Source organism: Streptomyces sp. NPDC001515 (assembly GCF_053597115.1).
Window position 1 is genome coordinate 156,451 of sequence record NZ_JBSFHN010000003.1, and the last position, 22,361, is coordinate 178,811.

At 74.4% G+C, this 22,361-nt stretch carries 20 protein-coding genes; 8 read left to right on the forward strand and 12 right to left on the reverse strand.

All coding sequences use genetic code 11. From position 1 onward, the window contains the following. Nucleotides 1-115: 115 nt before the first annotated feature. Complete coding sequence (mhpA, locus tag ACWCXC_RS05825) at nucleotides 116-1,681, reverse strand: bifunctional 3-(3-hydroxy-phenyl)propionate/3-hydroxycinnamic acid hydroxylase MhpA (protein WP_450886848.1); 1,566 nt, start codon at nucleotides 1,679-1,681, stop codon at nucleotides 116-118. 218 nt (nucleotides 1,682-1,899) lie between these two features. Between mhpA and ACWCXC_RS05830 the strand changes: the two genes are divergently transcribed. The 5 genes from ACWCXC_RS05830 to ACWCXC_RS05850 all read left to right on the forward strand — a co-directional run bounded on the left by ACWCXC_RS05830 (nucleotide 1,900) and on the right by ACWCXC_RS05850 (nucleotide 7,014). Continuing rightward, nucleotides 1,900-2,103: a thiazolylpeptide-type bacteriocin gene (locus ACWCXC_RS05830; protein WP_450679970.1), complete on the forward strand. Its 204-nt coding sequence runs from the start codon at nucleotides 1,900-1,902 to the stop codon at nucleotides 2,101-2,103. Nucleotides 2,104-2,179: 76 nt separating this feature from the next. Continuing rightward, a complete protein-coding gene (locus ACWCXC_RS05835; protein WP_450886850.1) occupies nucleotides 2,180-3,826 on the forward strand; it encodes a class I adenylate-forming enzyme family protein in 1,647 nt (548 codons plus the stop codon). Then, nucleotides 3,823-4,665, forward strand: coding sequence for a 2-amino-3,7-dideoxy-D-threo-hept-6-ulosonate synthase (locus ACWCXC_RS05840; protein ID WP_450679968.1), 843 nt, complete (start codon nucleotides 3,823-3,825; stop codon nucleotides 4,663-4,665). Before ACWCXC_RS05835 ends, ACWCXC_RS05840 begins: the two co-directional genes overlap by 4 nt. Continuing rightward, on the forward strand, nucleotides 4,637-5,758 hold the full coding sequence (locus tag ACWCXC_RS05845) for a 3-dehydroquinate synthase II family protein (protein WP_450886852.1): 1,122 nt from the start codon (nucleotides 4,637-4,639) through the stop codon (nucleotides 5,756-5,758). Before ACWCXC_RS05840 ends, ACWCXC_RS05845 begins: the two co-directional genes overlap by 29 nt. Continuing rightward, a complete protein-coding gene (locus ACWCXC_RS05850) occupies nucleotides 5,755-7,014 on the forward strand; it encodes an FAD-dependent oxidoreductase (protein WP_450886854.1) in 1,260 nt (419 codons plus the stop codon). Before ACWCXC_RS05845 ends, ACWCXC_RS05850 begins: the two co-directional genes overlap by 4 nt. Here ACWCXC_RS05850 and ACWCXC_RS05855 read toward each other — a convergent pair. From ACWCXC_RS05855 to ACWCXC_RS05890, 8 genes are all read right to left on the reverse strand, one after another. After that, complete coding sequence (locus tag ACWCXC_RS05855; RefSeq protein ID WP_450679965.1) at nucleotides 7,009-7,617, reverse strand: LuxR C-terminal-related transcriptional regulator; 609 nt, start codon at nucleotides 7,615-7,617, stop codon at nucleotides 7,009-7,011. The genes ACWCXC_RS05850 and ACWCXC_RS05855 overlap by 6 nt on opposite strands. Before the next feature lie 235 nt (nucleotides 7,618-7,852). After that, complete coding sequence (locus ACWCXC_RS05860; RefSeq protein WP_450886857.1) at nucleotides 7,853-9,253, reverse strand: amidase; 1,401 nt, start codon at nucleotides 9,251-9,253, stop codon at nucleotides 7,853-7,855. Further along, nucleotides 9,250-10,476 (reverse strand): NADH:flavin oxidoreductase, encoded by a 1,227-nt coding sequence (locus ACWCXC_RS05865; RefSeq protein WP_450679963.1) that lies wholly within the window; start codon nucleotides 10,474-10,476, stop codon nucleotides 9,250-9,252. Before ACWCXC_RS05865 ends, ACWCXC_RS05860 begins: the two co-directional genes overlap by 4 nt. After that, nucleotides 10,473-11,474 carry an oligopeptide/dipeptide ABC transporter ATP-binding protein gene (locus ACWCXC_RS05870; RefSeq protein WP_450679962.1) on the reverse strand — a complete coding sequence of 334 codons (1,002 nt, stop codon included), beginning with the start codon at nucleotides 11,472-11,474 and terminating at the stop codon, nucleotides 10,473-10,475. The genes ACWCXC_RS05865 and ACWCXC_RS05870 overlap by 4 nt, the downstream gene beginning before the upstream one ends. After that, nucleotides 11,471-12,517, reverse strand: coding sequence for an ABC transporter ATP-binding protein (locus ACWCXC_RS05875; RefSeq protein WP_450886860.1), 1,047 nt, complete (start codon nucleotides 12,515-12,517; stop codon nucleotides 11,471-11,473). The genes ACWCXC_RS05870 and ACWCXC_RS05875 overlap by 4 nt, the downstream gene beginning before the upstream one ends. Continuing rightward, nucleotides 12,514-13,548 carry an ABC transporter permease gene (locus ACWCXC_RS05880; protein WP_450679960.1) on the reverse strand — a complete coding sequence of 345 codons (1,035 nt, stop codon included), beginning with the start codon at nucleotides 13,546-13,548 and terminating at the stop codon, nucleotides 12,514-12,516. Before ACWCXC_RS05880 ends, ACWCXC_RS05875 begins: the two co-directional genes overlap by 4 nt. Further along, a complete protein-coding gene (locus ACWCXC_RS05885) occupies nucleotides 13,541-14,509 on the reverse strand; it encodes an ABC transporter permease (RefSeq protein ID WP_450886862.1) in 969 nt (322 codons plus the stop codon). Before ACWCXC_RS05885 ends, ACWCXC_RS05880 begins: the two co-directional genes overlap by 8 nt. A 96-nt stretch (nucleotides 14,510-14,605) precedes the next feature. After that, entirely contained in the window at nucleotides 14,606-16,219 is a 1,614-nt protein-coding gene (locus tag ACWCXC_RS05890) for an ABC transporter substrate-binding protein (protein ID WP_450886864.1), read from the reverse strand. A gap of 342 nt (nucleotides 16,220-16,561) precedes the next feature. Here ACWCXC_RS05890 and ACWCXC_RS05895 point away from each other — a divergent pair, with 342 nt between their 5' ends. Beyond that, the gene (locus ACWCXC_RS05895) at nucleotides 16,562-18,205 is read left to right on the forward strand and encodes a class I adenylate-forming enzyme family protein (protein WP_450886866.1); all 1,644 of its coding nucleotides are present in this window, start codon (nucleotides 16,562-16,564) and stop codon (nucleotides 18,203-18,205) included. Between the two features lie 74 nt (nucleotides 18,206-18,279). On the opposite strand, the gene ACWCXC_RS05900 is transcribed toward ACWCXC_RS05895, so the two are convergent. Both ACWCXC_RS05900 and ACWCXC_RS05905 read right to left on the reverse strand, forming a co-directional pair. Next, nucleotides 18,280-19,056 carry an SDR family oxidoreductase gene (locus ACWCXC_RS05900; protein ID WP_450886868.1) on the reverse strand — a complete coding sequence of 259 codons (777 nt, stop codon included), beginning with the start codon at nucleotides 19,054-19,056 and terminating at the stop codon, nucleotides 18,280-18,282. 115 nt (nucleotides 19,057-19,171) lie between these two features. Then, a complete protein-coding gene (locus ACWCXC_RS05905; protein WP_450679955.1) occupies nucleotides 19,172-19,771 on the reverse strand; it encodes a TetR family transcriptional regulator in 600 nt (199 codons plus the stop codon). A 177-nt stretch (nucleotides 19,772-19,948) separates the two neighbouring features. On the opposite strand from ACWCXC_RS05905, the gene ACWCXC_RS05910 reads away from it, so the two are divergent. Continuing rightward, nucleotides 19,949-20,824 carry a TIGR03619 family F420-dependent LLM class oxidoreductase gene (locus tag ACWCXC_RS05910; RefSeq protein WP_450886870.1) on the forward strand — a complete coding sequence of 292 codons (876 nt, stop codon included), beginning with the start codon at nucleotides 19,949-19,951 and terminating at the stop codon, nucleotides 20,822-20,824. Then, nucleotides 20,821-21,312, forward strand: a complete 492-nt coding sequence (locus tag ACWCXC_RS05915) for a nuclear transport factor 2 family protein (protein WP_450679953.1) — start codon at nucleotides 20,821-20,823, stop codon at nucleotides 21,310-21,312. Before ACWCXC_RS05910 ends, ACWCXC_RS05915 begins: the two co-directional genes overlap by 4 nt. A 63-nt stretch (nucleotides 21,313-21,375) precedes the next feature. Here ACWCXC_RS05915 and ACWCXC_RS05920 read toward each other — a convergent pair whose 3' ends face one another. Then, nucleotides 21,376-22,296, reverse strand: a complete 921-nt coding sequence (locus tag ACWCXC_RS05920) for an SDR family oxidoreductase (protein ID WP_450679952.1) — start codon at nucleotides 22,294-22,296, stop codon at nucleotides 21,376-21,378. Nucleotides 22,297-22,361: the final 65 nt, after the last annotated feature.

Consider the following 22,361-nt stretch of genomic DNA (forward strand, 5'->3'; position numbering starts at 1 on the left):
GCCTGCGGGGTTCCCGCCCCCCGCCCGCCCGGCGCGCCCCCGATCCCCGGCCGGGGGGGGGGGGGGGGGGGGCCCCGCGCGGGCCGCCCCACCCCTCCTCCGTGGCCCGGCCGGGCTACGCGGTCGGCTCCAGGGACGGCGCGTAGTGGTCGGCCAGCCCGTGCAGCAGGGCCTCGGTCTGCTCCGGGTTCCGGGCGAGCCCGTAGAGCCGGCAGTCCGGGCGGACCACGGCCGCCGTCGCGCCGAGGGACTCCAGCCAGGCCAGCAGGGCCGCGTCGGCGGGGTCCCCCGGCCGCAGCCGGCGCAGCCGCAGCCGCCAGCGCCCGGCGCGCTTCACCGCGCCGGCGGCGGACGGCAGGGCGGGGTCGCCGGCCGTGAGGAGGACCGGGTCCGGGCCGAGGTGCCCGGCGGTCCCGAGGGCCGAGGGCGGCACCGGCAGGCCCGCGCCGGGGCCCGGCCCGCCGTCGTCCGCGCGGTGGAACAGGCCCCCGTCCGGGGCGTGGACGCCGGGCGGTGCGGGGTGGGCCCGGTCCGCGCCGGGCCGGCCCGCCATCGCCCGGTCGCGGTGGGCGGCGGCGACCGGATCGGTCAGGCAGATCATCCGGCCGAGCGCCACGGACCGGTCGATGCTGCCCTGGGCATGGGGGCGGCGCTCGGCCTCGTAGCTGTCGAGCAGCTCCGGGCGCGCGGCACCGGCCAGGACCCGGTCCAGCTTCCACGCCAGGTCCTCGGCGTCGCGCAGCCCGGAGCACATCCCCTGGCCGGCGAACGGCGGCATCTGGTGGGCGGCGTCGCCGGCGAGCAGCACCCGGCCGGACCGCCAGCGGTCGGCGTTGCGGGCGGCGAAGGTGTACACCGCGTGGCGTTCCAGCACGGCGTTGCCCGGGTGGACGCCGAACATCGCGAGCAGCCGCCAGGCGTTCTCGGTGGTGCCGAAGGTATCGGGGGCCTCGTGCGGCAGACGCATGAACTCCCAGCGGCGGTGGCCCGGTCCGGCGGAGACCGCCACCCGGGGCCGGGCGGGGTCGGCGATCTGCACGTTGCACCGGGGGAAGTCGTCCGCACGGTGCGGTGTCACGTCGCAGGCCATCCAGTCCAGCGCGAAGCCCCCGTCGCTCAGTTCCGCGCCCATCGCCGCGCGCACCATGCTGTTGGCGCCGTCGCACCCGACGACCCAGCGGGCCCGCAGCACCCGTTCCGGTCCCCCGGCGGCGCGGCGCACGGTGAGGGCGGCGCCGGACTCGCTCGCGTCCAGCCGGACCGCCTCGTGGCCGCGCAGCAGCCGCAGCTCCGGAAGGCGCGCGGCGCGTTCGGCCAGCGCCTCCTCCAGGCCCGGCTGGTACATGGAGGTGGAGGCGGGCCAGCGGTGGGCCGGGTCGTGGCCCAGGGCGATCCGGAGCAGGGTGCGTCCGGAGGCGTCGGCGACCACGTAGTCCCGCGACGGCTCCCCGAAGGCGCTCAGACGGTCGCCGACCCCGGCCGCGTCCAGCACGCGGGCGGCGTCGGCGTCGAAGGCGACCGCGCGCGGCATCGGGTAGGGCCGGGGCCACCGCTCGACGACCGTGACCCGCCATCCGCGCCGGGCGAGCAGGATCGACAGGACCTGGCCGACCGGGCCGAACCCGACGACGAGCACATCGGCGGGGGCCTCGTGGGACGCCGGTGGCGGCGCAGCGCTCAACTCTCTCTCCCTTCCCGGGGCGACCGGAAACGTGGTCACGCTAGCCCTCGTTCCACGCCGGGCGGCCCCGTGGAACCCCCTCCGGAAAAGAACGTGATGAATGTCAGGGCGGTCCGGGCGGCCGTTGTCCGGGCCGAGAGGCGACTGCCAGCATCAGCCCGTCATCGAAGCCTCTGCCCAGGCAGAAGCCTCTGTCCAGGCAATGGAAGGGACCTTTCATGAGCATGCTCGCCAACGAGAACCCGGTCGGCGACCTCTTCGCCTCCTTCGACATCACCGAGCTGGAGGTGCTGGAGGTCTCCGACAGCGTGGGTCTGCCGGAGATGGGCGCGAGCTCGTCCGCGCTGAGCGTCTCCTCCGAGGCCGCGGCCGACATCAGCCTCTGCTGCTCGTCGTCGTCCTCCACCTGCTGCTGCTGCTGATCGCGGGTGCCCGCGTACCGGCCCCTCCCGGACCGGTACGCGGGACCGCTTCCCGCATGCCCCGGAGAGGAGCCCCATGAGCGCCGGTCCCCCCGTGCGGACGCCCCCTTCCTGGGCGCGGCACGAGCACTACGCCTTCCGCCTGCTGCACGCCTGGACCCGTCGTCCGGACGCGCCGGCGGTGTACTGGTCGGGGCTCCGCCTCACGGCCCGGGACTGTCTGTCCTCGGTCCTCGGGACGGCCGCCGCGCTGCGGGACGCGGGCATCGCCCCCGGCGACACGGTCGCGCTGCTCACGGCGGCCAACCACCCCACGGCGCTCTTCGCGCGGTACGCCGCGCATCTGCTGGGCGCGGCCGTGGTGTCGGTCCGCGCCGCCAATCCGCGCAGTGACGCGGAGATGCTGCCCGCCGAGGTCCAGGCCGCGGTGGTGCGGGACACCGGAAGCCGGCTCCTGGTCGCCGACGAGACCACGGCCGCCCGCGCGTCCGCGCTGCTCTCGCCCGCGCTGCGCGGTCTGCTGCTGCCCGCCCCGGGCCGCACCGCGCCCCGCGCGCACGGCTTTCCGGACCCGGTGCCCGAGGGCGCGGCTGCCTTCGCCCCGGACGCCGTGGCACCGTACGATCCCGGGGCCCGCGCCCGGGTCACGTTCACCAGCGGTACGACCGGGCTGCCGAAGGGCATCGTCCAGAGCCACCGCACCTGGAACGCGACGGTCGGCGTCTACCCGGCCGCCCCCGGCCCCGACGGGCCGGCCCGCATCCTGGCCGTCACCCCGGTGAGCCACACGGTGGGCTCCATGGTGGACGCGGTGCTCGCCTCGGGCGGCTCCGTGGTGCTGCACGACCACTTCGACGCCGACGCGGTGCTGGACGCCTTCGGCCGCCTCGGGGTGACGGACACGTATCTGGCGGTACCGCACCTCTACCGGCTGACCGAGCGGCTCGCGGGGGGCGGCGGTCCTGATCTGTCGGCGCTGCGCCGGGTGGTGTACAGCGGGACGCCGGCGGCGCCGCGCCGGATCGCCGAGGCGCTGCGCTGGTTCGGGGGCCCGCTGTCCCAGCTGTACGGCTCCTCGGAGGCGGGGGGCATCTGCGGCCTCGACCGCCTCGACCACCGGGAGCCGGAACTGCTCGGCTCCGTGGGCCGGCCGTTCCCCTGGGTGGGGCTGCGGCTGTGCGACCCGGACACCGGGCGCGAGGTCCCACGGGGCGCGGCCGGGGAGGTGTGCGTACGGTCCGCGACGGTCATGGACGGTTACCTCGGCCGTGCGGCGGCGGAGGGGCGCACCCCGGACGGGTGGCTGCGCACGGGTGATCTCGGCCTCCTCGACGTGTACGGCAGGCTCCGGCTGACCGGGCGGCTGGGCCAGGTCATCAAGAGCGGCGGGCAGAAGGTCCATCCGGCCGCCGTGGAGAGGGTGCTGACGGAGTGTCCGGCGGTACGTCAGGCCGTGGTGTTCGGGGTGACGGACGAGGACCGGGTGGAGCGGGTGCACGCGGCGGTGTCGCTGCATCCGGGGAGCGAGGACGACGAGGCACGGCTGCGGGCCCATGTCGGGGCGCGGCTGGACTCGGCGCATGTGCCGGTGCGCATCAGCCGGTGGCCGGAGCTGCCGCTGAACGACAGCGGCAAACCCGATGTGCGGTATCTCCGCGGCCTCGCACGGGCGGCGGAGAGCGGACCCGGCGCGGGCATCCGCGGCGAGAGGAGAGCGGTATGACGGCACATCTGCATTTCGCGCGCGAGATGCGGCTCGGCAGGCTGTTCCGTCACGGGGACGGAAGGCTTCTGATCACCCCGCTCGACCACTCCCTCACCGACGGTCCGGTGGTGCCCCGGGGGAGCACCATCGACCGCCTCACCGGTCAGCTGGCCGAGGGCGGTGTCGACGCGGTGGTGGTCCACAAGGGCGTGCTGCGGCACATCGGCCCGTCCCGCTTCGCGGGGATGTCACTGATCGTGCATCTGAGCGCGAGCACCCGGCACGCGCCGGATCCGGACGCCAAGTGCCTGGTGACCGCCGTGGAGGACGCGATGCGGCTGGGGGCGGACGCGGTGAGCGTCCATCTCAACATGGGGTCGGCCGACGAGGGGCGGCAGATCGGGGACCTGGGCCGGGTGGCGGATCTGTGCGACCGGTGGAACCTGCCGCTGCTCGCGATGGTCTACCCGCGCGGCCCGGGCATCAGGGATCCGCACGCCCCGGAGCTGGTGGTGCACGCGGCGACGCTCGCCGCCGACCTGGGGGCCGACCTGGTCAAGACCCCGTACGCGGGGAGCGTCGCCGAGATGCGCGATGTGGTGGCCGCGTGCCCGATCCCGCTGCTGTGCGCGGGCGGTCCGCGGCGGGGGGCGGACGGCGACGCGCTGGCGTTCGTCAGGGACGCCCTGCTCGGCGGCGCCGCCGGGATCGCGATGGGGCGCAACATCTTCCAGGCCGCCGACCCCCGTCGGATGGCCGCCCAGGTGGCCGCCGTCGTGCACGGCGCGCCCCGGCCGCTTCCGGCCGGCGAGACAGAAGGGCAGTGTGATGAACGGACAGAAGCTGTGCTGGCTTGACATCCGCGGTGCCGGTGCCGCCGCACCCGCGATCATCGAGGAGGCCCTGCACCGGCGGACCGACGGCATCGTCGCCGGTGACGTCCGGACGCTGGCCGGCCTCCCGCCGACCGTGAGCAAGGTGCTGCTGCCCGGCGGTGACGGCTGGTGGCGCGACGAGTGCTTCCCCGGGGAGGCCGACATCGTCATCCTGCCGCCGGGCTTCACCACCGGCCGCGCCGAGCTGGAACGGGCCCATCCGGAGGTGGAGTTCGGGCGTCTGGTGGAGATCACGGATGCCGCGAGCCTGGAGGAGGCCTGCCACGCGGCGCGGACCGAGCGCTGGAGCGTCCTGGACTTCCGCGATCCCACCAAGATCCCGCTGGAGATCGTCATCGCCGCCGCGGCCGGGGCCAAGGGCGCGATCGTGACCACGGCCGCCGACCCCGAGGAGGCGGCGATCACCTTCGGGGTGCTGGAGCTGGGGTCGGACGGGGTGATGATGCCCGGCCGCTCGGTGGGCGACGCCACCGCGCTGGTGGAGGCGGCCGGGTCGGCGACCGGGGAACTGACGCTGACCGAGCTGACCGTCACCGCCACGACGCACATCGGCATGGGCGAGCGGGCCTGCGTGGACACGTGCAGCCAGCTCCGGGAGAACGAGGGGCTGCTGGTCGGCTCGTACTCCAAGGGCATGGTGCTGTGCGTCAGCGAGACCCATCCGCTCCCCTACATGCCGACCCGCCCCTTCCGGGTCAACGCCGGCGCCGTCCACTCCTACGTCGTCGCCCCGCACGGACGCACCAACTACCTCAGCGAACTGCACGCGGGGGCCCCGGCGCTGGCGGTGGACTCCGAAGGGCGGACCCGAGTGGTGCCGGTGGGCCGGGTCAAGATCGAGACCCGGCCGCTGATCTCGGTCGACGCGGTGTCGCCGGAGGGCGTACGGGTCAATCTCGTCCTCCAGGACGACTGGCACGTCCGGGTGCTGGGCCCGGGTGGCGCGGTGCTGAACTGCACCGCGCTCGTCCCGGGCGACACCCTGCTGGGGTACGTGCCCACGGCCGACCGCCATGTCGGCTACCCCATCGACGAGTTCTGCCGCGAGCAGTGAGCGGCACGCACGGCGCCCGGGAGGACTCGTCGGCCGTGGCGGTGGTCGGCGGGGGCATCGCGGGGCTGACCCTGGCCCTCGCGCTGCGCCGCGAAGGGGTGGACTGCACGGTCTTCGAACGGAGCCCGGAACCGGCCGGGACCGGGGCGGGGCTCCAGCTCGCGCCCAACGCCACCCGGCTGCTGCGCCGCCTGGGCGTCGCCGAGGCGCTGCACGCCGTCGCGGTCCTCCCCCGCGCCCTGCGCGTACGCGGCTGGGACGACGACCGTACGCTCGCCACCACCGCCCTGGGCGCGGCCTGCTTGCGGGCCTACGCCGCCCCCTACTACACCGTCCACCGGGCCCAGTTGCACCGGGTGCTGCGGGAGGCCGTCGGCGCCGACCGGCTGCGGACCGGACACCGGCTGACCTCCTGGACGGAGGACGCCGACGGGGTGCGGCTCTCCTTCGCCTCGGGCGCCCGGCACCGGGCCGGCGTGATGATCGGCGCGGACGGGGTGCACTCGGTGGTGCGCGCCCGGCTGGCCGGGGACGCGCCGGTGTTCTCCGGCAGCGCCGTCTACCGGGGTCTGGTCCCGGCCGAGCGGCTGCCGTGGGCGGCGGGCGATCCGGAGATCCGGGTCTGGCCGGGCCCCGGACGCCATCTGGTCTGCTACCCGGTCTCGGCGGGCCGGGAGATCGGCTTCACGGCCACCGTGCCGGCCGCCCCGGCCGGCGAGGAGTCCTGGACCGCCGAGGGCGATCCTGCCGCGCTGGCCACCGCCTTCCGGGACTGGAACCCCTCGGCGGCCGGGCTCCTCGCCGCCGCCGGCACGGTCCGCCGCTGGCTCCTGCACGACCGCGAGAGCCTGACGGAGTGGGTGACGCCCCGGGTGGCCCTGCTCGGTGACGCCGCCCATCCCATGCTGCCCTTCCTCGCCCAGGGCGCGAACCAGGCGGTCGAGGACGCGGTCACCCTGGCCGTCTGCCTGGGCCGGGGCGCCGGAGCCGACGCGCCGGCGGCGCTGCGCCGCTACCGTGACCTGCGTCTGCCGCGCACGGCGCTGATCCAGCGCGCGGCGCGCGAGGCCACCCGCTTCCTGCACCGGCCGGGCCCGGCGCGGTCAGACGGGGGCGGCCCGCCCGCGGACCCGCGCGGTGTGGCGGCGCTGCGGGCGATGGGCCCGCTGTACGGGTACGACGCGGAGGCGGTCGCGAGGCAGGCCGTACCGGAGGGCTCCCCGGCGCGGGCGGCGGCCCGGCCGCCCGTCTCATAACCAGCGCTGTTCGATGGCGATACGGGCCGCGTCGAAGCGGTTGCGGGCCTGGAGTTTGCGGATGGCGGTCGACGCGAGGTTCCGTACGGTGCCGACCGCCAGGTAGAGGTCCCGGGCGATCTCCTTGAGCGAGGCGCCGGAGGCGGTCATCCGGAGCACGTCGGCCTCACGGGCGCTCAGTGGGCAGTGCAGGGAGAGGGGCTGGGCGACGAAGAGGCCGGGGTCCATGGTCAGACAGCCCACCGCCGCCCCGCGTATCGCGCCGATCAGGTACTGGAGTTCGACCTGAAGGGACACCACACTGAGGACCCCGGCGCGGATCGCCTGGTCGGTGAAGCTCGGCGAGGACTGACTCGATATCAGGGCCACGCCGCACTGCGGCTGTTCGGTGCGCAACTGCCCGAGGATGTCCAGGACGTCGTCGCCCACGGTGGCCGTCTCGACCACCGCGACGGCCGGTTCCCACCGCGCCACCGCCGGGAGCAGGTCCTCGTGCTGCTTGGCGGCCCCGACCACCGAGAAGTCGGCCACGGTGTCCAGGTACTTCGCCATGACCTCGACGGACAGGGCGTACTCCCCGGCCACGACGATGCGAATGCTCATGTTTGTCCCCCATGCACACGGAAGCAACACGTTTGGAGGGCCACGTCCGCCTTCGGCGGTGGTCACGGTGGCCGCCCCATATCTCCATGAAAGTACTGCGTGAACGCGTGAAGTGTTTGTGTAATGACGGAGAACAAGGTGTACAGCGTGAGAAGGGTGTGGACAAGAGGTCGCAGGGCACGCGCGACGAGGGGGGCGCCCGTGCGGGCGTCCCCCTCGCGATCCGGCCGGCCGGTCACCCCCCGGCCGGCAGCGCCCACGGAGCCTCGCGCTCCAGTTGCGCGGCGAGGGCGAGCAGGGTGCCCTCGCCGCCGAGCGGCGCCGCGAACTGGACGCCGAGCGGCAGTCCTTCGGTGTCGGCGCCGAAGGGGACGGACATGGCGGGCATGCCGGTCACGTTGTACACGCTGGTGAAGGCGGAGTAGACGGAGGCGTGCCGGTAGAGCGACTCCGGCTCCGCCGTGTCCAGGGTGCCCAGGCGCGGGGTGGGCCGCGCCAGGGTCGGGGCGAGGAGCACGTCGTGGTCGCGGAAGGCGGCGCCGACCTCCCAGCCGATCTCCTGGGCGCGGCGCAGCGCGCGGCTGACGTCGGGGGCGGGCAGGGCCCGGTAGGTCTCGTAGAGGATCCGGGTGAACGGTTCGACGTCGTCGTCGGCCAGGGGCCGGCCGAGCCGTTCGAGCCGGGCGTCGATCTGGGCGACGAGGTCGGCGCCCATCAGGACGCCGGAGGTGCGGCCGACGTCGTCGGGGCGGTAGGGGGCGGTGGTCTCGGTGACGTGGTGGCCGAGGCGTTCGCAGAGGAGGGCCGCGTCCCGTACGGCCCGGAGGCAGTCGGGGTGGACGTCGGGGCCGTCCGGCAGGGCGGTGATCAGGCCGATCCGCAGCCGCCCGGGGTCGCGGCCGGCCAGCTCCGCGAAGGGCGCCCCGGGTGCCGGCGAGCCGTAGGCGTCCCCGGGCAGCGTCCCGGCGAGGACGTCGAGGAGGAGCGCGCTGTCGCGGACGGTGGTGGTCAGGGCGTGATGTCCGGAGACCGGGCCGGACAGGGTGGTGGGGCGGGGCGCGGGCGAGACCCTGCCCCGTCCGGGCTTGAGCCCGAACAGCCCGCAGGCCGCGGCCGGGATGCGGATCGAGCCGCCGCCGTCGCTGGCGTGGGCGACCGGGACCATGCCCGCGGCCACGGCGGCGGCGGATCCGCCGCTGGAACCGCCCGGGGAGCGGGTGGGGTCCCAGGGGTTGTGGGTGGGGCCGTACAGGGCGGGTTCGGTGGAGGCGTTGAGGCCCAGTTCGGGGGTGTTGGTGGTGCCGAGGACCACGGCTCCGGCACGCCTGAGGCGGGCGACGACCTCGCTGTCGCGGCGGGCGACGGCGGTGGCGAAGAGCCGGCTGCCGCCGGTCGCGGGCAGTCCCTCGACCTCGGTGCCCAGATCCTTGACCAGCAGGGGGACGCCGCGCAGCGGGCCCTCGGGCAGTCCGGCGGCCACCTCGGCGCGTGCGGCGTCGTACCGGGTGTGGATCACGGCGCCGAAGCGGGGGTCGTCCCGTTCGATCCGGGCGATGGCCTCCTCGGTGACGGTACGGGCGTCGGCCGCGCCGCTGCGTACGGCCTCGGCCGTGGCGACGGCGTCCCGGGCGGTCACGACACGTACCCGGCGGGCTTGCCCCAGGTCTCGCGGCGGGTGGTGGTCCGGTCGACGAGGACGCAGCGGGTGCCGGTGAAGTTGGTCGGCATGCACTTGTTGCAGTGGATGCACAGCGAGGGGGTGGCCGCGTCCTGTCCGATCCGGTTCACCAGGTCGGGCTCGCGCAGCAGGGACCTGGCCATGGCCACGAACTCGAAGCCCTCGCGCATCGCGAGGTCCATGGCCGGCCGGTCCGTGATGCCGCCGAGCAGGATCATCGGCACCTTCACGGCGGCCCGGATCTGGCGGGCGTCCTCCAGGAGGTAGGCGTCCCGGTAGGGGTAGCTGCGCAGGAAGTGCTTGCCGACCAGCTTGACGCCGAGCTTGATCGGCTGCGGCATGATCGCCGAGAAGTCGTCGAGCGGGGCGTCGCCCTTGAAGAGGTACATCGGGTTGAGGAGGGAGCTGCCCGCGGTCATCTCCAGCGCGTCGACCGTGCCGTCCCGCTCCAGCCACTGGGTGACGGGGATGGCCTCGTCGAGCCAGAAGCCGCCGGGCACGCCGTCGTCCATGTTCATCTTGGCGATCACGGCGATCCGGCCGCCGACGGCGTCGTGGACGGCCCGCATGATCTCGCGGGCGAACCGGGCCCGGTTCTCCAGGCTGCCGCCGTAGGCGTCTGTGCGGTGGTTGACCTTGGGGCTGAGGAAGGAGCTGGCCAGGTAGTTGTGGCCGAGGTGGACCTCGACGGCGTCGAAGCCGGCCTCGATGGCGCGGCGGGCGGCCTCGGCGTGCGCCTCGGTGATGCGGTGGATGTCCTCGACGGTCGCCTCCTTGGCCCAGCTGAGGGTGGTGGCGTGGAAGTGCTTGGAGGGGGAGAGCGCGGGGGCGCCGTTGCCCTTGGGGTTGGCGACCGGGCCGCCGTGGCCGATCTGCGCGCTGATCGCGGCGCCCTCGGCGTGGACGGCGTCGGTGAGCCGGCGCAGACCGGGCATCGCCTCGTCGGTCCAGTGGATCTGGTGGCGGTCGGTGCGCCCCTCCTTGGCGACGGCGCAGTAGGCGACGGTCGTCATGCCGACACCGCCCTTCGCGTAGGCGACGTGGAAGTCGACCAGGTCCTGGGTCACCAGGGACTTGTGGCTGAGCCCCTCGTAGGTCGCGGCCTTGATGACGCGGTTGCGGAGCGTGAGGGGACCGAGCCGGGCGGGGGCCAGGACATCGGGGGTCTCGACGGTGGTCATGCGGGGTTCCTCTCGGGTGGGGCGTGGTGGCAGGCGATCCGGTGGCCGGGCCGGACCTCCCTGAGCGGTGGTTCCTGTGCGGCGCACCGCTCGGTGGCCAGCGGGCAGCGGGTGCGGAAGCGGCAGCCCGACGGCGGGTCCAGGGGGGAGGGGAGTTCGGCGGCCTCGCCGGGGGTCTCGGCGGCGGCCTCCGCGGCGGGGTCGCGCTGGGCCTCGGGGAGGGAGGCGAGGAGCAGCCGGGTGTAGGGGTGCAGGGCCTCGTGCTGCATCCCGTCGGAGGGCAGCACCTCGCAGACCTTGCCCAGGTACATGACCATGACGCGGTCGCTGATGTTCTTGACCACGGAGACGTCGTGGGCGATGAAGACCATGCTCAGTCCGCGCCGCGCGACCGTCGTCTCCAGGAGGTTGAGGATCTGTGCCTGGACGGACACGTCGAGGCTGGAGACGGGTTCGTCGCAGATCAGCACCTCGGGGTCGAGCATCAGCGCGCGGGCGATGCAGACGCGCTGGCACTGGCCGCCGGAGAGTTCGTGGGGGCGCCGGTCGCGTACGGTCGCGGGGTCGAGGCCGACGTCGCGCAGCGCCTCGTCCACCCGGGTGTCCCGGTCCCGGGGGTCGTCGCCGTCCCCCCAGATCGAGAGGCCCTCCGCGACCAGCTCGCGGACCCTGCGGCGCGGGTTCAGGGCGGAGACCGGGTCCTGCATGATGATCTGCATCCGGGCGCGGGCGCGCCGCAGTTCGCCGGGGGCGAGGCCGGTGAGCGTGGTGGGGCCGAGGCGGACGGTGCCGGAGTCCGGGGGCGGCAGCTGGATCAGGGAGCGGCCGACGGTGGACTTGCCGCAGCCGGACTCGCCGAGGATGCCCAGGGTCTCGCCGGGCGCGACCTCCAGGGAAACTCCGGAGACGGCGTACACCTTCTGCCCCCGGCCGGCCGGGTACTCCACGACCAGCTCCTCGGCGCTCAGCGCCGGTGCGGTGGGCCGGTTGCTCGTCATACGGCGGCCTCCTCGGCGGCGCCCAGGGGGTGGTGGCAGGCGACGGTGCCCGGTCCGTCGTGGCCGGCGGGCCGCGGGGACTCGGTGGTGCAGCGGGCGGTGGCGAACGCGCAGCGGGGGGCGAACCGGCAGCCCGGCGGCGGGTCCAGCAGATCCGGCGGCCGTCCCTCGATGGCGGGGAGCAGGGTGTGCGGGGGCATGTCCAGGCGCGGTACGGACGCGATCAGGGCGCTGCTGTACGGGTGCCGGGGCCGGGCGAACACCTCGGCGGTGGGGCCGTGTTCGACGAGGCGTCCGGCGTACATCACGGCGACGCGGTCGGTGCGGCCGGCGACGGTGGCCAGGTCGTGGCTGATCAGGACGGTGGCCATCCTGAGATCGCGGGAGAGCGACTGGAGGAGGTCCAGGATCTGCTTCTGCACGGTGACGTCGAGCGCGGTGGTCGGTTCGTCGGCGATGAGGAGGCGGGGGCCGCAGGCCAGGGCCATGGCGATGACGACGCGCTGGCGCATGCCGCCGGAGAGTTCGTGCGGGTACTGGCGGGCCCGGCGGGCCGGTTCGGGGATGCCGACCTGGCGGAGCAGGCCGACGGCGCGGTCCCGGGCCTCCTGGCGGCCGAGCCCCTGGTGGAGCCGGATGCTCTCGGTCAGGTGCGTGCCGACCCGTTTGACCGGGTTGAGCGAGGTCATGGGGTCCTGGAAGACCATGGCGACCTCGGTGCCCCACAGGGCGCGGCGTCCGGCGGGGCTCAGGGCGTGGACGTCCCGGCCGCCGAGCAGGACCGTTCCGGAGACGGTGGTGTCCGGTCCGTCGGTGATCAGGCCCATCAGGGTGCGGCCGAGGACGGACTTGCCGGAGCCGGACTCCCCGACGATGCCCAGGGTCTCGCCCTCGGCGAGCGCGAGGCCGACGCCGTCGACGGCCCGGAGGGGGCCGCGCGGGGTGTGGAAGACGGTGCGGACGTCGGTGGCGTCGAGCACCGGGGCCGGGGCGGTGCCGGCCGGCGGGGTGGGGGTGGTGGCCGTGGTGGCGCGCGTGGTCACAGTTTCACGCTCCGGGAGTCCCAGCGCCCGCGAGCCTTCTCGCCGACGATGTTGAAGGCGAAGACCGTGAGGAAGAGGAACGCGCCGGGGACGAGCACGATGTGCGGGTGCTGTTCGAAGACCCGGCCCTCCCCTTCGGCGATCATGTTTCCCCAGGTGGGCTCCGGCGGCTGGATGCCGAGGCCGAGGAAGCTCAGGGATGCCTCGGCGACGATGAGGACGGAGATCATCACGACGGCCAGCGACATCAGGGGCAGCAGCACGTTGGGCAGCAGTTCGCGCACCATGACGCGGGTGCGGGTGGCGCCCATGGCGCGGGCCGCGACGACGAACTCCCGGTTGGCGTACGCCATCGTCGTGGCGCGGGCGAGCCGCACCATGCCGGGGATCGTGAGCAGGGCCAGCGAGAGGGCGACGTTGCGCAGGCTGGGCCGCAGGACGGTGGCCAGCGCGATCAGCAGGATCAGCGGGGGCACCGCGAGCAGGGAGTTGGTGGCGATCCCCACGGCCCGGTCGGTGGCCTTTCCGAAGTAGCCGGCGATCATGCCGACGGCGCCGCCGACGACGGTGCCGACGGCGACGGCGGTCAGCGAGATGAGCAGCGAGGACCGGGCTCCGTACAGGGAGCGGGCGAGCAGGTCGAGGCCGAAGCCGTTGGTGCCGAGCGGATGGCTGCCGGTGAACACCGGTCCCGCGAAGACCGGTTCGGCGACAGTGCTCGCCACGTCCCGGTCCTCGGCGAGCGGCAGCCAGGGCGCGGCCAGCATCGCCAGGGTGAGCAGGACGAGCCAGCCGGCGCCGAACCAGAACACCACGTCGAATCCGGGTCCGGCCCACAGCCTGCCGAGCCGTCCGGCTCCGGCGAGCGCGAGTCCGAGGCCGAGCAGGGCGAGCGCGGCCCGGCCGAGCGGGACGAGCTGGGCCGTGGTGGCCCCGTAGACCAGCAGGGCGAGTCCGGCCGCGGTGAGGACCGCGGCGGTGAGCAGGGGCGGTGGGGCGAGGGTCCGCGTGCGCGGAACGCTGTCAGACATGGACACGTCGCGTCCTCGGGTCGAGATAGCCGTAGGAGAAGTCGATGCCGGCGTTGATCACCACGTAGATCACGGCGATCGTGAGCACCGCGCCCTGGACCATCGGGTAGTCGCCCTGGCCCGCCGCGTTGACGATGAGCGTGCCCATGCCGGGGAGCGAGAAGAGGTACTCCACGACGACGGTGCTCCCGATGAGTCGGCCCAGGCTGAGCCCGAGCAGGGTGACCAGGGAGAACGAGGAGGGGCGCAGGGCGTCGGAGAACAGGATGCGCACGGGGCTCATGCCCTTGGCGCGGGCGGCGAGGATGTAGTTCTCGCGCAGGGTGACGATGAGGTCGCCGCGCAGGACCCGGGTGAACATGGCGAGTTCGGCCAGGGCCACGGTGAGGGCGGGCAGGAAGGCGTGGTGGAGGTTGCCGGCGAGGTCCCCGTCACCGATCCGCACCCAGTCCGAACGGGGGAACCAGCCGGCCGAGTTGACCAGGACGAGGACGAGCAGCAGTCCGGCGAGGAAGCTGGGGACGGACAGGACGCCGAAGGTGCCGGCGCCGATGATCCGGTCCGCGGCCGAGTTCTCGCGGTAGGCCGACCACATGGCCAGGGGCACCGCGATCAGCAGGGCGATCAGCAGCCCGAGCGCGGCGATCTCGAAGCTGACGGGCAGCGCGGAGAGCACCCGGTCGGTGACCTCGCTCTGCGGGGGGACGACCGAGTGGCCGAGGTCGCCGGTCAGGGCGTTGCCGAGCCAGTCGAGGTAGCGGGTGACCAGGGGGTCGTCGAGGCCGAGGTCGTGGCGGACCTCGGCGTATTCGGTGGGCGACCGGCCCGCCCCGAGGATGTCCACGGCGGGGTCCGACGGCAGCAGGACCACCAGCGAGAACACCCCGACGCTCGCGATCAGGAGCACGCCCACCAGTTCCAGGGCCCTGAGGGCCAGGCGGCGCAGCGCAGCGGGACTCATGGTTTCCTCCAGATCTGCCCGGTGGGGCAGGCCGGTCGACAGGGGGCGCACGGGGTGCGAGGGGGCCGGGCGGGGGCGGGACCCGGCCCCGGGGCGTCACTTGCTGATCCAGGCCTCACCGAAGAGGGCCATGTACTCGTCGGTCGGGACGATGCCGTGCACGTTCGCGCCCCAGGCGGTGAAGGCGGCGCTGGCGCCGAGGTTCACCAGGGGGACGTCCTCGTTGACCAGGGCCTGGACCCGGTCGAGGATCCGCTTGGTCTCGGCGTCGCCGTCGGCGCGCTGGAGTTCGGCGAGGAGCGCGTCCATTTTCGGGTTCTTGTAGCCGCCCGGGTTTCCGTAGCTCTGCGAGTTCAGGACGCTCTGGAGGCGGTGGTAGGGGTCGCTCTCGGAGATGCTGGCGGCGCCGCGGCTGATGTCGAAGTCGTGTTCCACGTAGGTCTTCGAGGTGCGGTCGGCGATGGAGGGGACGAGGTCCAGCGTCACCTCGAAGCCGACGCGTTCGAGCATCGCCTTGGTGACGACGGCCTTGGCCCGGGAGACGGGGTCGGTGCCGTCCATGTAAGTGAGGGCGCCGTCGTAGCCGTCCTTCTTCGCCTCGCCGAGGAGCTTCTTCGCCTGGTCCAGGTCGACGCCGAGGGGCTTCACGGAGGAGTGCAGCCGGGATTCGGGCGGGAAGATCTCCTTGCCGGGCAGGCCCTTGCCGTTGTAGGCGCGGGCGGTGTCGAGCGTGGGGTCGAGGGCCAGCGCCATCGCCCGGCGGACCCGCAGATCGGCGCCGGGACGCCCGGCGCGGGTGTTGATGGTGACCATGTTGCCGAGGCCGGTGAGGGTCAGCTCGCCGGGGTGCTTCTCGCGGACGGCGTCGTCCACGACGTCGGGGCTGCGCATGTACGTCACGTCGACGGTGCCGTCGTTGAGCGCGTCGAGCTTGGCGCGGTCGGACTGCGGCCAGCTGAAGCGCAGGGCGTCCAGATAGGGCTCGCCCTTCCAGTACGTCTTGTTGGCCTTGAGGACCATCTCCTCCTGCGGGGCGTAGGAGGAGAGCGTGAAGGGGCCGGCGCCGATCGGCTTGAACGTCGTCGTGGCGTACGCGGCGGGCGCCACGATCATGCCGGGCGCCTGGGCGAGCATGGCGGGGAAAGTCGCCCAGGGGGTGCGCAGGGTGAAGACGACGGTGCGGTCGTCGGTGGCGCGGGTGGAGGCGAGGTTCGGGGCGAGCAGGGCGGTGTCGGCGCCCTTGTTCTTCTGGTACCAGGCGATGCTGGCGACGACGGCGTCGGCGTCCAGCGGGGTGCCGTCGGAGAAGTTCACGCCGTCGCGGAGCTTCAGCGTCCAGGTCTTGAGGTCGGCGCTGCTCTCCAGCGATTTCGCGAGCCACGGCTCGTACGACTTCGCGGCGGTGTCGTAGCGCATCAGGACGTCGTAGACGGCGGCGAGGGCGGAGCCGCCGGAGGCTCCGGTGGCGTAGGTGACGGCGGGGCTGAGGCTGCGTGCCTCGGCGTAGTCGGCGAAGCGGAGGGTGCCGCCGCGGACCGGTTCGCCGGCGGCGGGCTGCTTGCCGATGGCGCCGAAGGTGTAGCGGCCGCGTTCGGCCTTGGTCTGCTGGGCCGGCTTTCCGTCCTCGGTGGAGGCGCAGGCGGCGCTGAGCGTCGCCGCGGCGGCCAGGACGGCGACGAGGCGGGCTCTCGTCCGTGGTGCTCGCTTCATATCTTTCCTCCAGGGTGTCCGGAGCCCGGTGTCGGGACGAGCCGGTGCGCTGAGGCGGGGAAGGACAGTGCGGAAAGGAGGCGCGGGGGCGGGACCCCTGCGGATCGGTGGGCGGGACGCTACGGCGGCGCCTCCCGGCCGACGTGACGCATCCCACTCAGCGGGAACCGCCGGGACGGGCCCGGACGGCCCTCACGCGCGCGGGAACGGACCGTTCCGTCCCGGCGCCGGCCGTGGCACGGTGTCCCAGTGACCGGAATCGTCCGGGGACCGAGGGGCGTGCACTGCCGACACTGACGTCGACCGCGATCACCGTGGAGTTCACGACGCCCAGGAGTCCCGATGTCCAGCGAAACGGATCACCGCACCGCCGCCCTCGCCCGGGTGGCCGGGCTCACCGGCCCCGGCGGCCGGTTCGAGCTCTCGGAGGAGGAGGTGCTGGGCAGCCGGCTGCCGGTGTTCCGGCACCGTCAGCGGGCCCTGCACGAGGTGCTGCACGCCTCCGTCGCCCATGCGGACCGCGACTTCATCGTCACGGCCGACCGCCGGATCGGTTTCGCCCGGCACGCCGCCGAGGTCGCCTCGCTGGCGGAGGTGCTGCGCGAGGAGTACGGCATCGGCGTGGGCGACCGGGTGGCCATCGCCGCCGCCAACTCGCCCGAGTGGATCCAGACCTTCTGGGCCACCGTCTCGATCGGCGCCGTCGCCGTCGGCTTCAACGCCTGGTGGTCGGCGCGCGAGATGGCCCACGGCGTGGAGAACGCCGACCCGGCGTTGGTGGTCGCCGACGCCCGGCAGACCGCCAAACTCGCGGACTGCCCGGTGCCGGTGCTGTCCCTGGAGGACGACATCCCGCGCTTCCTCACCGCCCGCCCCGACGCGCCGCTGCCCTCGGCCGAGGTCGCCGAGGACGATCCGGCGGTCATCCTCTACACCTCGGGAACCTCGGGCCGCCCCAAGGGGGCCGTGCACACGCACCGCAATCTGCTGGCCGTCACCGAGTACCACCGGCTGAACGACGCCCTGCTCAGGGAGTTCGGCGACCCCATGCCCCCGGAGGACCGCGTCTACCTCCTGACGCTGCCCCTGTTCCACATCGCCAGCCTGCACAATCTGGCGGTGCCGCGGCTCGCCACGGGCAGCCGCATCGCGCTGCACACGGGCGCCTTCGACGTGGACAAGGTGCTCGGCATGGTCGAGAGGGAGCGCGTCACCAACTGGGGCGCGGTGCCCACCATGGCGCACCGCATGCTCGAACACGGCGGTGTCCACCGGTACGACACGTCGTCGCTGACGGCGTTCGCGCTGGCCTCCGCCCCCTCGTCGACGGCGTTCAAGGAGCGGCTGCGGGAGAACCTGCCGTTCGCGAAGGATTCGCTGGTGGACAGCTACGGGCTGACGGAGACCTGTACGGCGGTGGCGGCGGCGAACCCGCAGGAGCTGGCTGCGGCCCCGGGCACCCTGGGCCGGCCCGTCACCGGGGTCCGTCTGGAGATCCGGGACCCGGCCGGGCAGGTGCTGGGCGAGGGCGAGGAGGGCGAGGTCTGGGTGCGCAGTCAGTACAACATGCTGGGCTACTGGCGCGACCCGGAGGCCACCGCGGCGACGGTCGGCCCGGACCGCTGGCTGCGCACCGGGGATCTGGGCGAACTGCGCGAGGGCCGGCTGTTCCTGAGCACCCGGCGCTCCGACCTGATCATCCGGGGCGGCGAGAACGTCTACCCGGCCGAGGTCGAGACGGTGCTGGCCGAGCATCCGGACGTCCGCGAGTGCCTGGTGCTGGGGGTGCCGCACCCCGATCTCGGCCAGGAGGTGGCCGCCGTGGTGGTGCTCGCCCCGGGCTCCACGGCGACCGCCGACGACCTCCGGGCCCATGCCCAGGAGGCGCTGGCGTACTTCAAGGTGCCCAAGCAGTGGCGGCTGACCACCGAGGAGCTGCCGCGCAACGCGACGGGCAAGGTGATCCGGAACAGGGTGCGGGTCTGAGACCGCCCCGGCCCGGACGACGGGTGCCCCGGCCGTGCTTCACGGCCGGGGCACCCGTGTGCGCGGGGTCCGGGTCAGAAGGTGCCGGGGCCGCGCAGGGTGGCTTCGGCGCCCCCGTCCACGTACAGCACCTGCCCGGTGATGTGGGTGTTGTCGGGCGAGGCGAGGAAGAGCACGGCGCGGGCGATGTCCTCGGGGCGGGAGTGGCCGTTCAGCGGCATGGGCACCGCCGCGTCCATCACCGCGCGCATGGCGGGGTCGTCGAGGAGTCCGGCGCTCATCGGGGTGAGGACGACCCCGGGCGCGACCACGTTGAGCGCGATGCCGGCGCCGGCCCACTCCTCGGTGACGGCGGCGGCGCGGGCCCACCGGGCGAGGGCCGCCTTGGAGGACGGGTAGAGCTGCCGTCCGCGCTCCTGGGCGAGGGCCCGGTCGGCGTGGTCCAGGGCCGCGGGCTCGTCGCCGGCCAGACAGGCGGCGATCACGTCCGGGTCGGTGGGCCGCGTCCCGGAGATGGAGCCGATCGCCACCGCGCGGGGCTGTTCGGCGGCGGCGAGCGCGGGCCGCAGCGCGGTCAGGAACGCGGTGGTGCCGAAGTAGTTGACGCCGACCGTCGCCCGCCCGGGCACGGAGGTCCCGGCGCAGGTGACGGCCGCGTCGAGGACCCCGTCCGCCGCTTCGGTGACGGCGGCGGCCGCGGCGGCGCGGCCCTGCGGGGTCGAGAGGTCGGCGTCGATGTCGCCGCCCCTGAGGTCCACTCCGAGGACCCGGTCGCCCCGGGCGCGCAGCAGGGCGGTGAGAGCGGCTCCGATCCCGGATCCGGAACCGGTGACGACGACGGTGCGGGGCATGGGCGCTCCTCGGGGAGGTGGGGGCCGGACCGCCCGGACGGGCGGGGCCGGTGCGGACGCTAGGGTCCGGGCGCGCGCCCGGGGCGTGCCCGTCCCGCTGACCGGACGGGAGAGGTCAGCCGGGGCCCAGCAGCAGACGGCAGGCCAGGCGGATGCCCTCCAGGGCCTCGCGGGGCGAGGAGCGTTCGTAGAGGACGGTGGTGAGCAGTCCGTACCAGGCCTGTTCCAGGATCCGGGCCACGCTGCGGTCGTGTTCGGTCGGCTCGGCGACACCGGCGGTGCGCAGCACCAGGTCCGCGAGGATCTCGTCGGTGGTACGGGAGCGGCGGTCGGTGCCGGTGGTGGAGACCTGGCCGGACTGCATCATCGCCAGCGCCAGCAGGGGCTGTTCGAAGAGCCGGCGGCTCGCCCCGGTGAGCAGGTCCGCGACGGCCTCGGCGGCCGTGGTGCCGGGCGGGGGCGGCGGGGTCTCGGCCTCCATGCGCAGGACCTGGTCGTGCATGACGGCCGCGAACAGGTGGGGTTTGGAGGGGAAGTAGCGGTACAGGGTGGCGATGGCGACCCCGGACTCGCGGGCCACGTCGTGCATCTGCATCCGTTCCGGTCCGTGCTGGGCGCCCAGGCGGGCCGCGACGCGCAGGATGCGGGCGTGGCGCTGGTGCTGTCTGACCGAAGTGGGGCGTGCGGGGGTCCGCTCGCCGTTGGTTCGGGGCACGGTGCTCCGTCCTTCCGCCGGCGGCCGATGGTCTCCCGCCCGGTGCGGGGCCGGGGAGGCCGGTTCCGTTGAGTGGGACGCGCGGCCTCCCGCCCACCGGGACGGGCGCTGCGGGTGCCGGGCGGGCGCGTCTTGGATGGGCGGACACTCCCCGTCCCCGCCCGAAAGAGGTTGTCCATGCGGATCGGCATCACCAGTCCGGTCGTCACGGCCGTGCCCGGCGTCCACTCCCCCTGGGAGCGCACGGCCGGCATCGAGGAGCTGGGGGTGGTGGCCGAGGCGGCCGACCGGCTCGGCTTCGACCATCTGACCTGTTCGGAGCATGTCGCGGTGCCGGTGGAGGTGGCCGAGCAGCGCGGCGGCACCTACTGGGACCCGCTCGCCACCTTCGGCCATCTGGCCGCCCGGACCCGGCGCATCCGGCTGGCCACCCAGGTCCTGGTGGTGGGCTACCACCATCCGCTGGAGATCGCCAAGCGCTACGGGACGCTGGACCGGATCTCCGGCGGCCGGCTGGTGCTGGGGCTCGGGGTCGGCAGCCTGGAGGAGGAGTTCCGGCTGCTGGGCGCGGCCTTCGAGGGCCGGGGCGCGATCGCCGACGACGCGATCGCCGCCCTGCGCGCCTCGCTCTCCCGGCGCGAACCGTCCTACCGGGGCGAGCACTTCGCGTACGAGGGATTCGTGGTCGAGCCGCACGCGGTGCAGCCCCGGGTGCCGTTCTGGATCGGGGGTCGTACCCCGATCTCGCTGCGCCGGGCGCTGGCCCACGGCGACGGCTGGGTCCCCTTCGGGCTGCCGCTGGAGCGGCTGCGAGGGATGCTGGAGGCGGCGGCGGTGCCCGAGGACTTCGAGGTGGTGCTGAGCGCGGGCCGGCCGCTGGATCCGTCCGGGGACCCGCAGGGCACGGCGGAGCGGTTGCGCGCGGTGGCGGAGGCCGGGGCGACGCTCGTCGGCGTCTCGCTGGGCGCGGAGTCGGTGGGCCATTACGTCGAGCAGTTGGAGGCCCTGGCGACGCTCGCGGACCTCGGCGCGGACGGGGAGGCGCGGGCGTGAGCGGGGACCGGCTGGCCGCGCTGGAGGCCCGGCTCGCGGCGCTGGAGGACGAGCGGGAGATCGCCCGCATGATGGCGTCGTACGGGCCGCTGGTGGACGGCGGCGACGCGGTGGGGGTGGCGGCGCTGTGGGCGCCGGACGGGGTGTACGACATCGACGAGCTGTTCCTCGCCGGGCGGGAGCGGATCGAGGACATGGTGCGCTCCCCCGCCCACCGGGACTGGATCGCGGGGGGCTGCGCGCATGTCGTAGGTCCGCCTCACATCACGGTGGACGGCGACGAGGCCGTGGCCGTCTGCCACTCGCTCATGGTGGTGCGGGAGGAGGAGCGTTACGTGGTGCGGCGGGCCACCGCCAACCACTGGCGGCTGCGGCGGACCGGGGAGGGCTGGCGGGTGGTCACCCGGACGAACCGGATCCTGGACGGCCGCCCGGAGTCGCCGGAGCTGCTGGTGCGCGGGGTGCGCGGCGAGCCCGCGGATTCCTGAACGCCCGTGCGGCGGCGCCGGAACCGGGCTCCGGGCCCGCTCCGGCGCCGCCGCGCGTCCGGGTCAGCGCGCCCCGTACACCGGCTGCGGGGTCTCGGCCCGCGCGAGGAGTCCGGTGGCGGCCTCGCCCGCCTCGGCCGGGGTCCAGCGGGCGCCCTTGTCGGCGGTGGGGCCGGGGCGCCAGCCCTCCATCACGGTGATGCGTCCGGCCTCGGCCTCGAAGACCCGGCCGCTGACGCCCTCGCAGGCGGCCGAGCCCAGCCAGACGACGAGGGGCGAGACGTTCTCCGGGGCCATCGCGTCGAAGCCCCCGTCGCCGGGCGCCGCCATGGTCTCGGCGAAGGTCTCCTCGGTCATCCGGGTCCGGGCGGCCGGGGCGATGGCGTTGACCTGGACCCCGTAGCGGCCCATCTCGGCGGCGGCCACCAGGGTCAGGGCGACGATCCCGGCCTTGGCGGCGGAGTAGCTGCCCTGGCCGACGCTGCCCAGGAGCCCGGCGCCGGAGCCGGTGTTGACGACCCGGGCCCGCGGGGTGCGGCCCGCCTTGGCCTCGGCGCGCCAGTGCGCGGCGGCGTGCTTGAGCGGCAGGAAGTGGCCGCGCAGGTGGACGCGGGTGACCGCGTCCCAGTCGTCCTCGTCCAGGTTGACCAGCATCCGGTCCCGAAGGAAACCGGCGTTGTTGACGAGGGTGTCGAGCCGGCCGAAGGAGTCGAGGGCGGTGGCGACGAGGGAGGCGGCGCCCTCGGCGGTCGCGATGTCCCCGTGGTGGGCGACGGCCTCGCCGCCGGCCGCGCGGATCTCCTCCACGACCTGCTGGGCGGGGCCGGTGCCCGCGCCCGAGCCGTCGAGGCCGACGCCGAGGTCGTTGACGACGACCCTGGCCCCCTCGGCGGCGAAGGCCAGGGCGTGGGCGCGGCCGAGTCCTCGGCCGGCGCCGGTGACGACGGCGACGCGTCCGGTGCACAGGGCGGTCGGTGTGGTCATGGCGGATGTCCTTCCGTTCGACGGGCGGGGAGCGGGGGCCGGACCACTCAGTGGTACGGCGCCCT

Bases quoted from the DNA above. Each gene is read 5' to 3' on its own strand.
- ACWCXC_RS05920 (WP_450679952.1), bottom strand. From the start codon at position 22,296: ATGACCACACCGACCGCCCTGTGCACCGGACGCGTCGCCGTCGTCACC.
- ACWCXC_RS05885 (WP_450886862.1), bottom strand. From the start codon at position 14,509: ATGAGTCCCGCTGCGCTGCGCCGCCTGGCCCTCAGGGCCCTGGAACTG.
- ACWCXC_RS05830 (WP_450679970.1), top strand. From the start codon at position 1,900: ATGAGCATGCTCGCCAACGAGAACCCGGTCGGCGACCTCTTCGCCTCC.
- ACWCXC_RS05835 (WP_450886850.1), top strand. From the start codon at position 2,180: ATGAGCGCCGGTCCCCCCGTGCGGACGCCCCCTTCCTGGGCGCGGCAC.
- ACWCXC_RS05890 (WP_450886864.1), bottom strand. From the start codon at position 16,219: ATGAAGCGAGCACCACGGACGAGAGCCCGCCTCGTCGCCGTCCTGGCC.
- ACWCXC_RS05855 (WP_450679965.1), bottom strand. From the start codon at position 7,617: ATGAGCATTCGCATCGTCGTGGCCGGGGAGTACGCCCTGTCCGTCGAG.
- ACWCXC_RS05845 (WP_450886852.1), top strand. From the start codon at position 4,637: ATGAACGGACAGAAGCTGTGCTGGCTTGACATCCGCGGTGCCGGTGCC.
- ACWCXC_RS05840 (WP_450679968.1), top strand. From the start codon at position 3,823: ATGACGGCACATCTGCATTTCGCGCGCGAGATGCGGCTCGGCAGGCTG.
- ACWCXC_RS05865 (WP_450679963.1), bottom strand. From the start codon at position 10,476: ATGACCACCGTCGAGACCCCCGATGTCCTGGCCCCCGCCCGGCTCGGT.
- ACWCXC_RS05870 (WP_450679962.1), bottom strand. From the start codon at position 11,474: ATGACGAGCAACCGGCCCACCGCACCGGCGCTGAGCGCCGAGGAGCTG.
- ACWCXC_RS05895 (WP_450886866.1), top strand. From the start codon at position 16,562: ATGTCCAGCGAAACGGATCACCGCACCGCCGCCCTCGCCCGGGTGGCC.
- ACWCXC_RS05900 (WP_450886868.1), bottom strand. From the start codon at position 19,056: ATGCCCCGCACCGTCGTCGTCACCGGTTCCGGATCCGGGATCGGAGCC.
- ACWCXC_RS05910 (WP_450886870.1), top strand. From the start codon at position 19,949: ATGCGGATCGGCATCACCAGTCCGGTCGTCACGGCCGTGCCCGGCGTC.
- ACWCXC_RS05880 (WP_450679960.1), bottom strand. From the start codon at position 13,548: ATGTCTGACAGCGTTCCGCGCACGCGGACCCTCGCCCCACCGCCCCTG.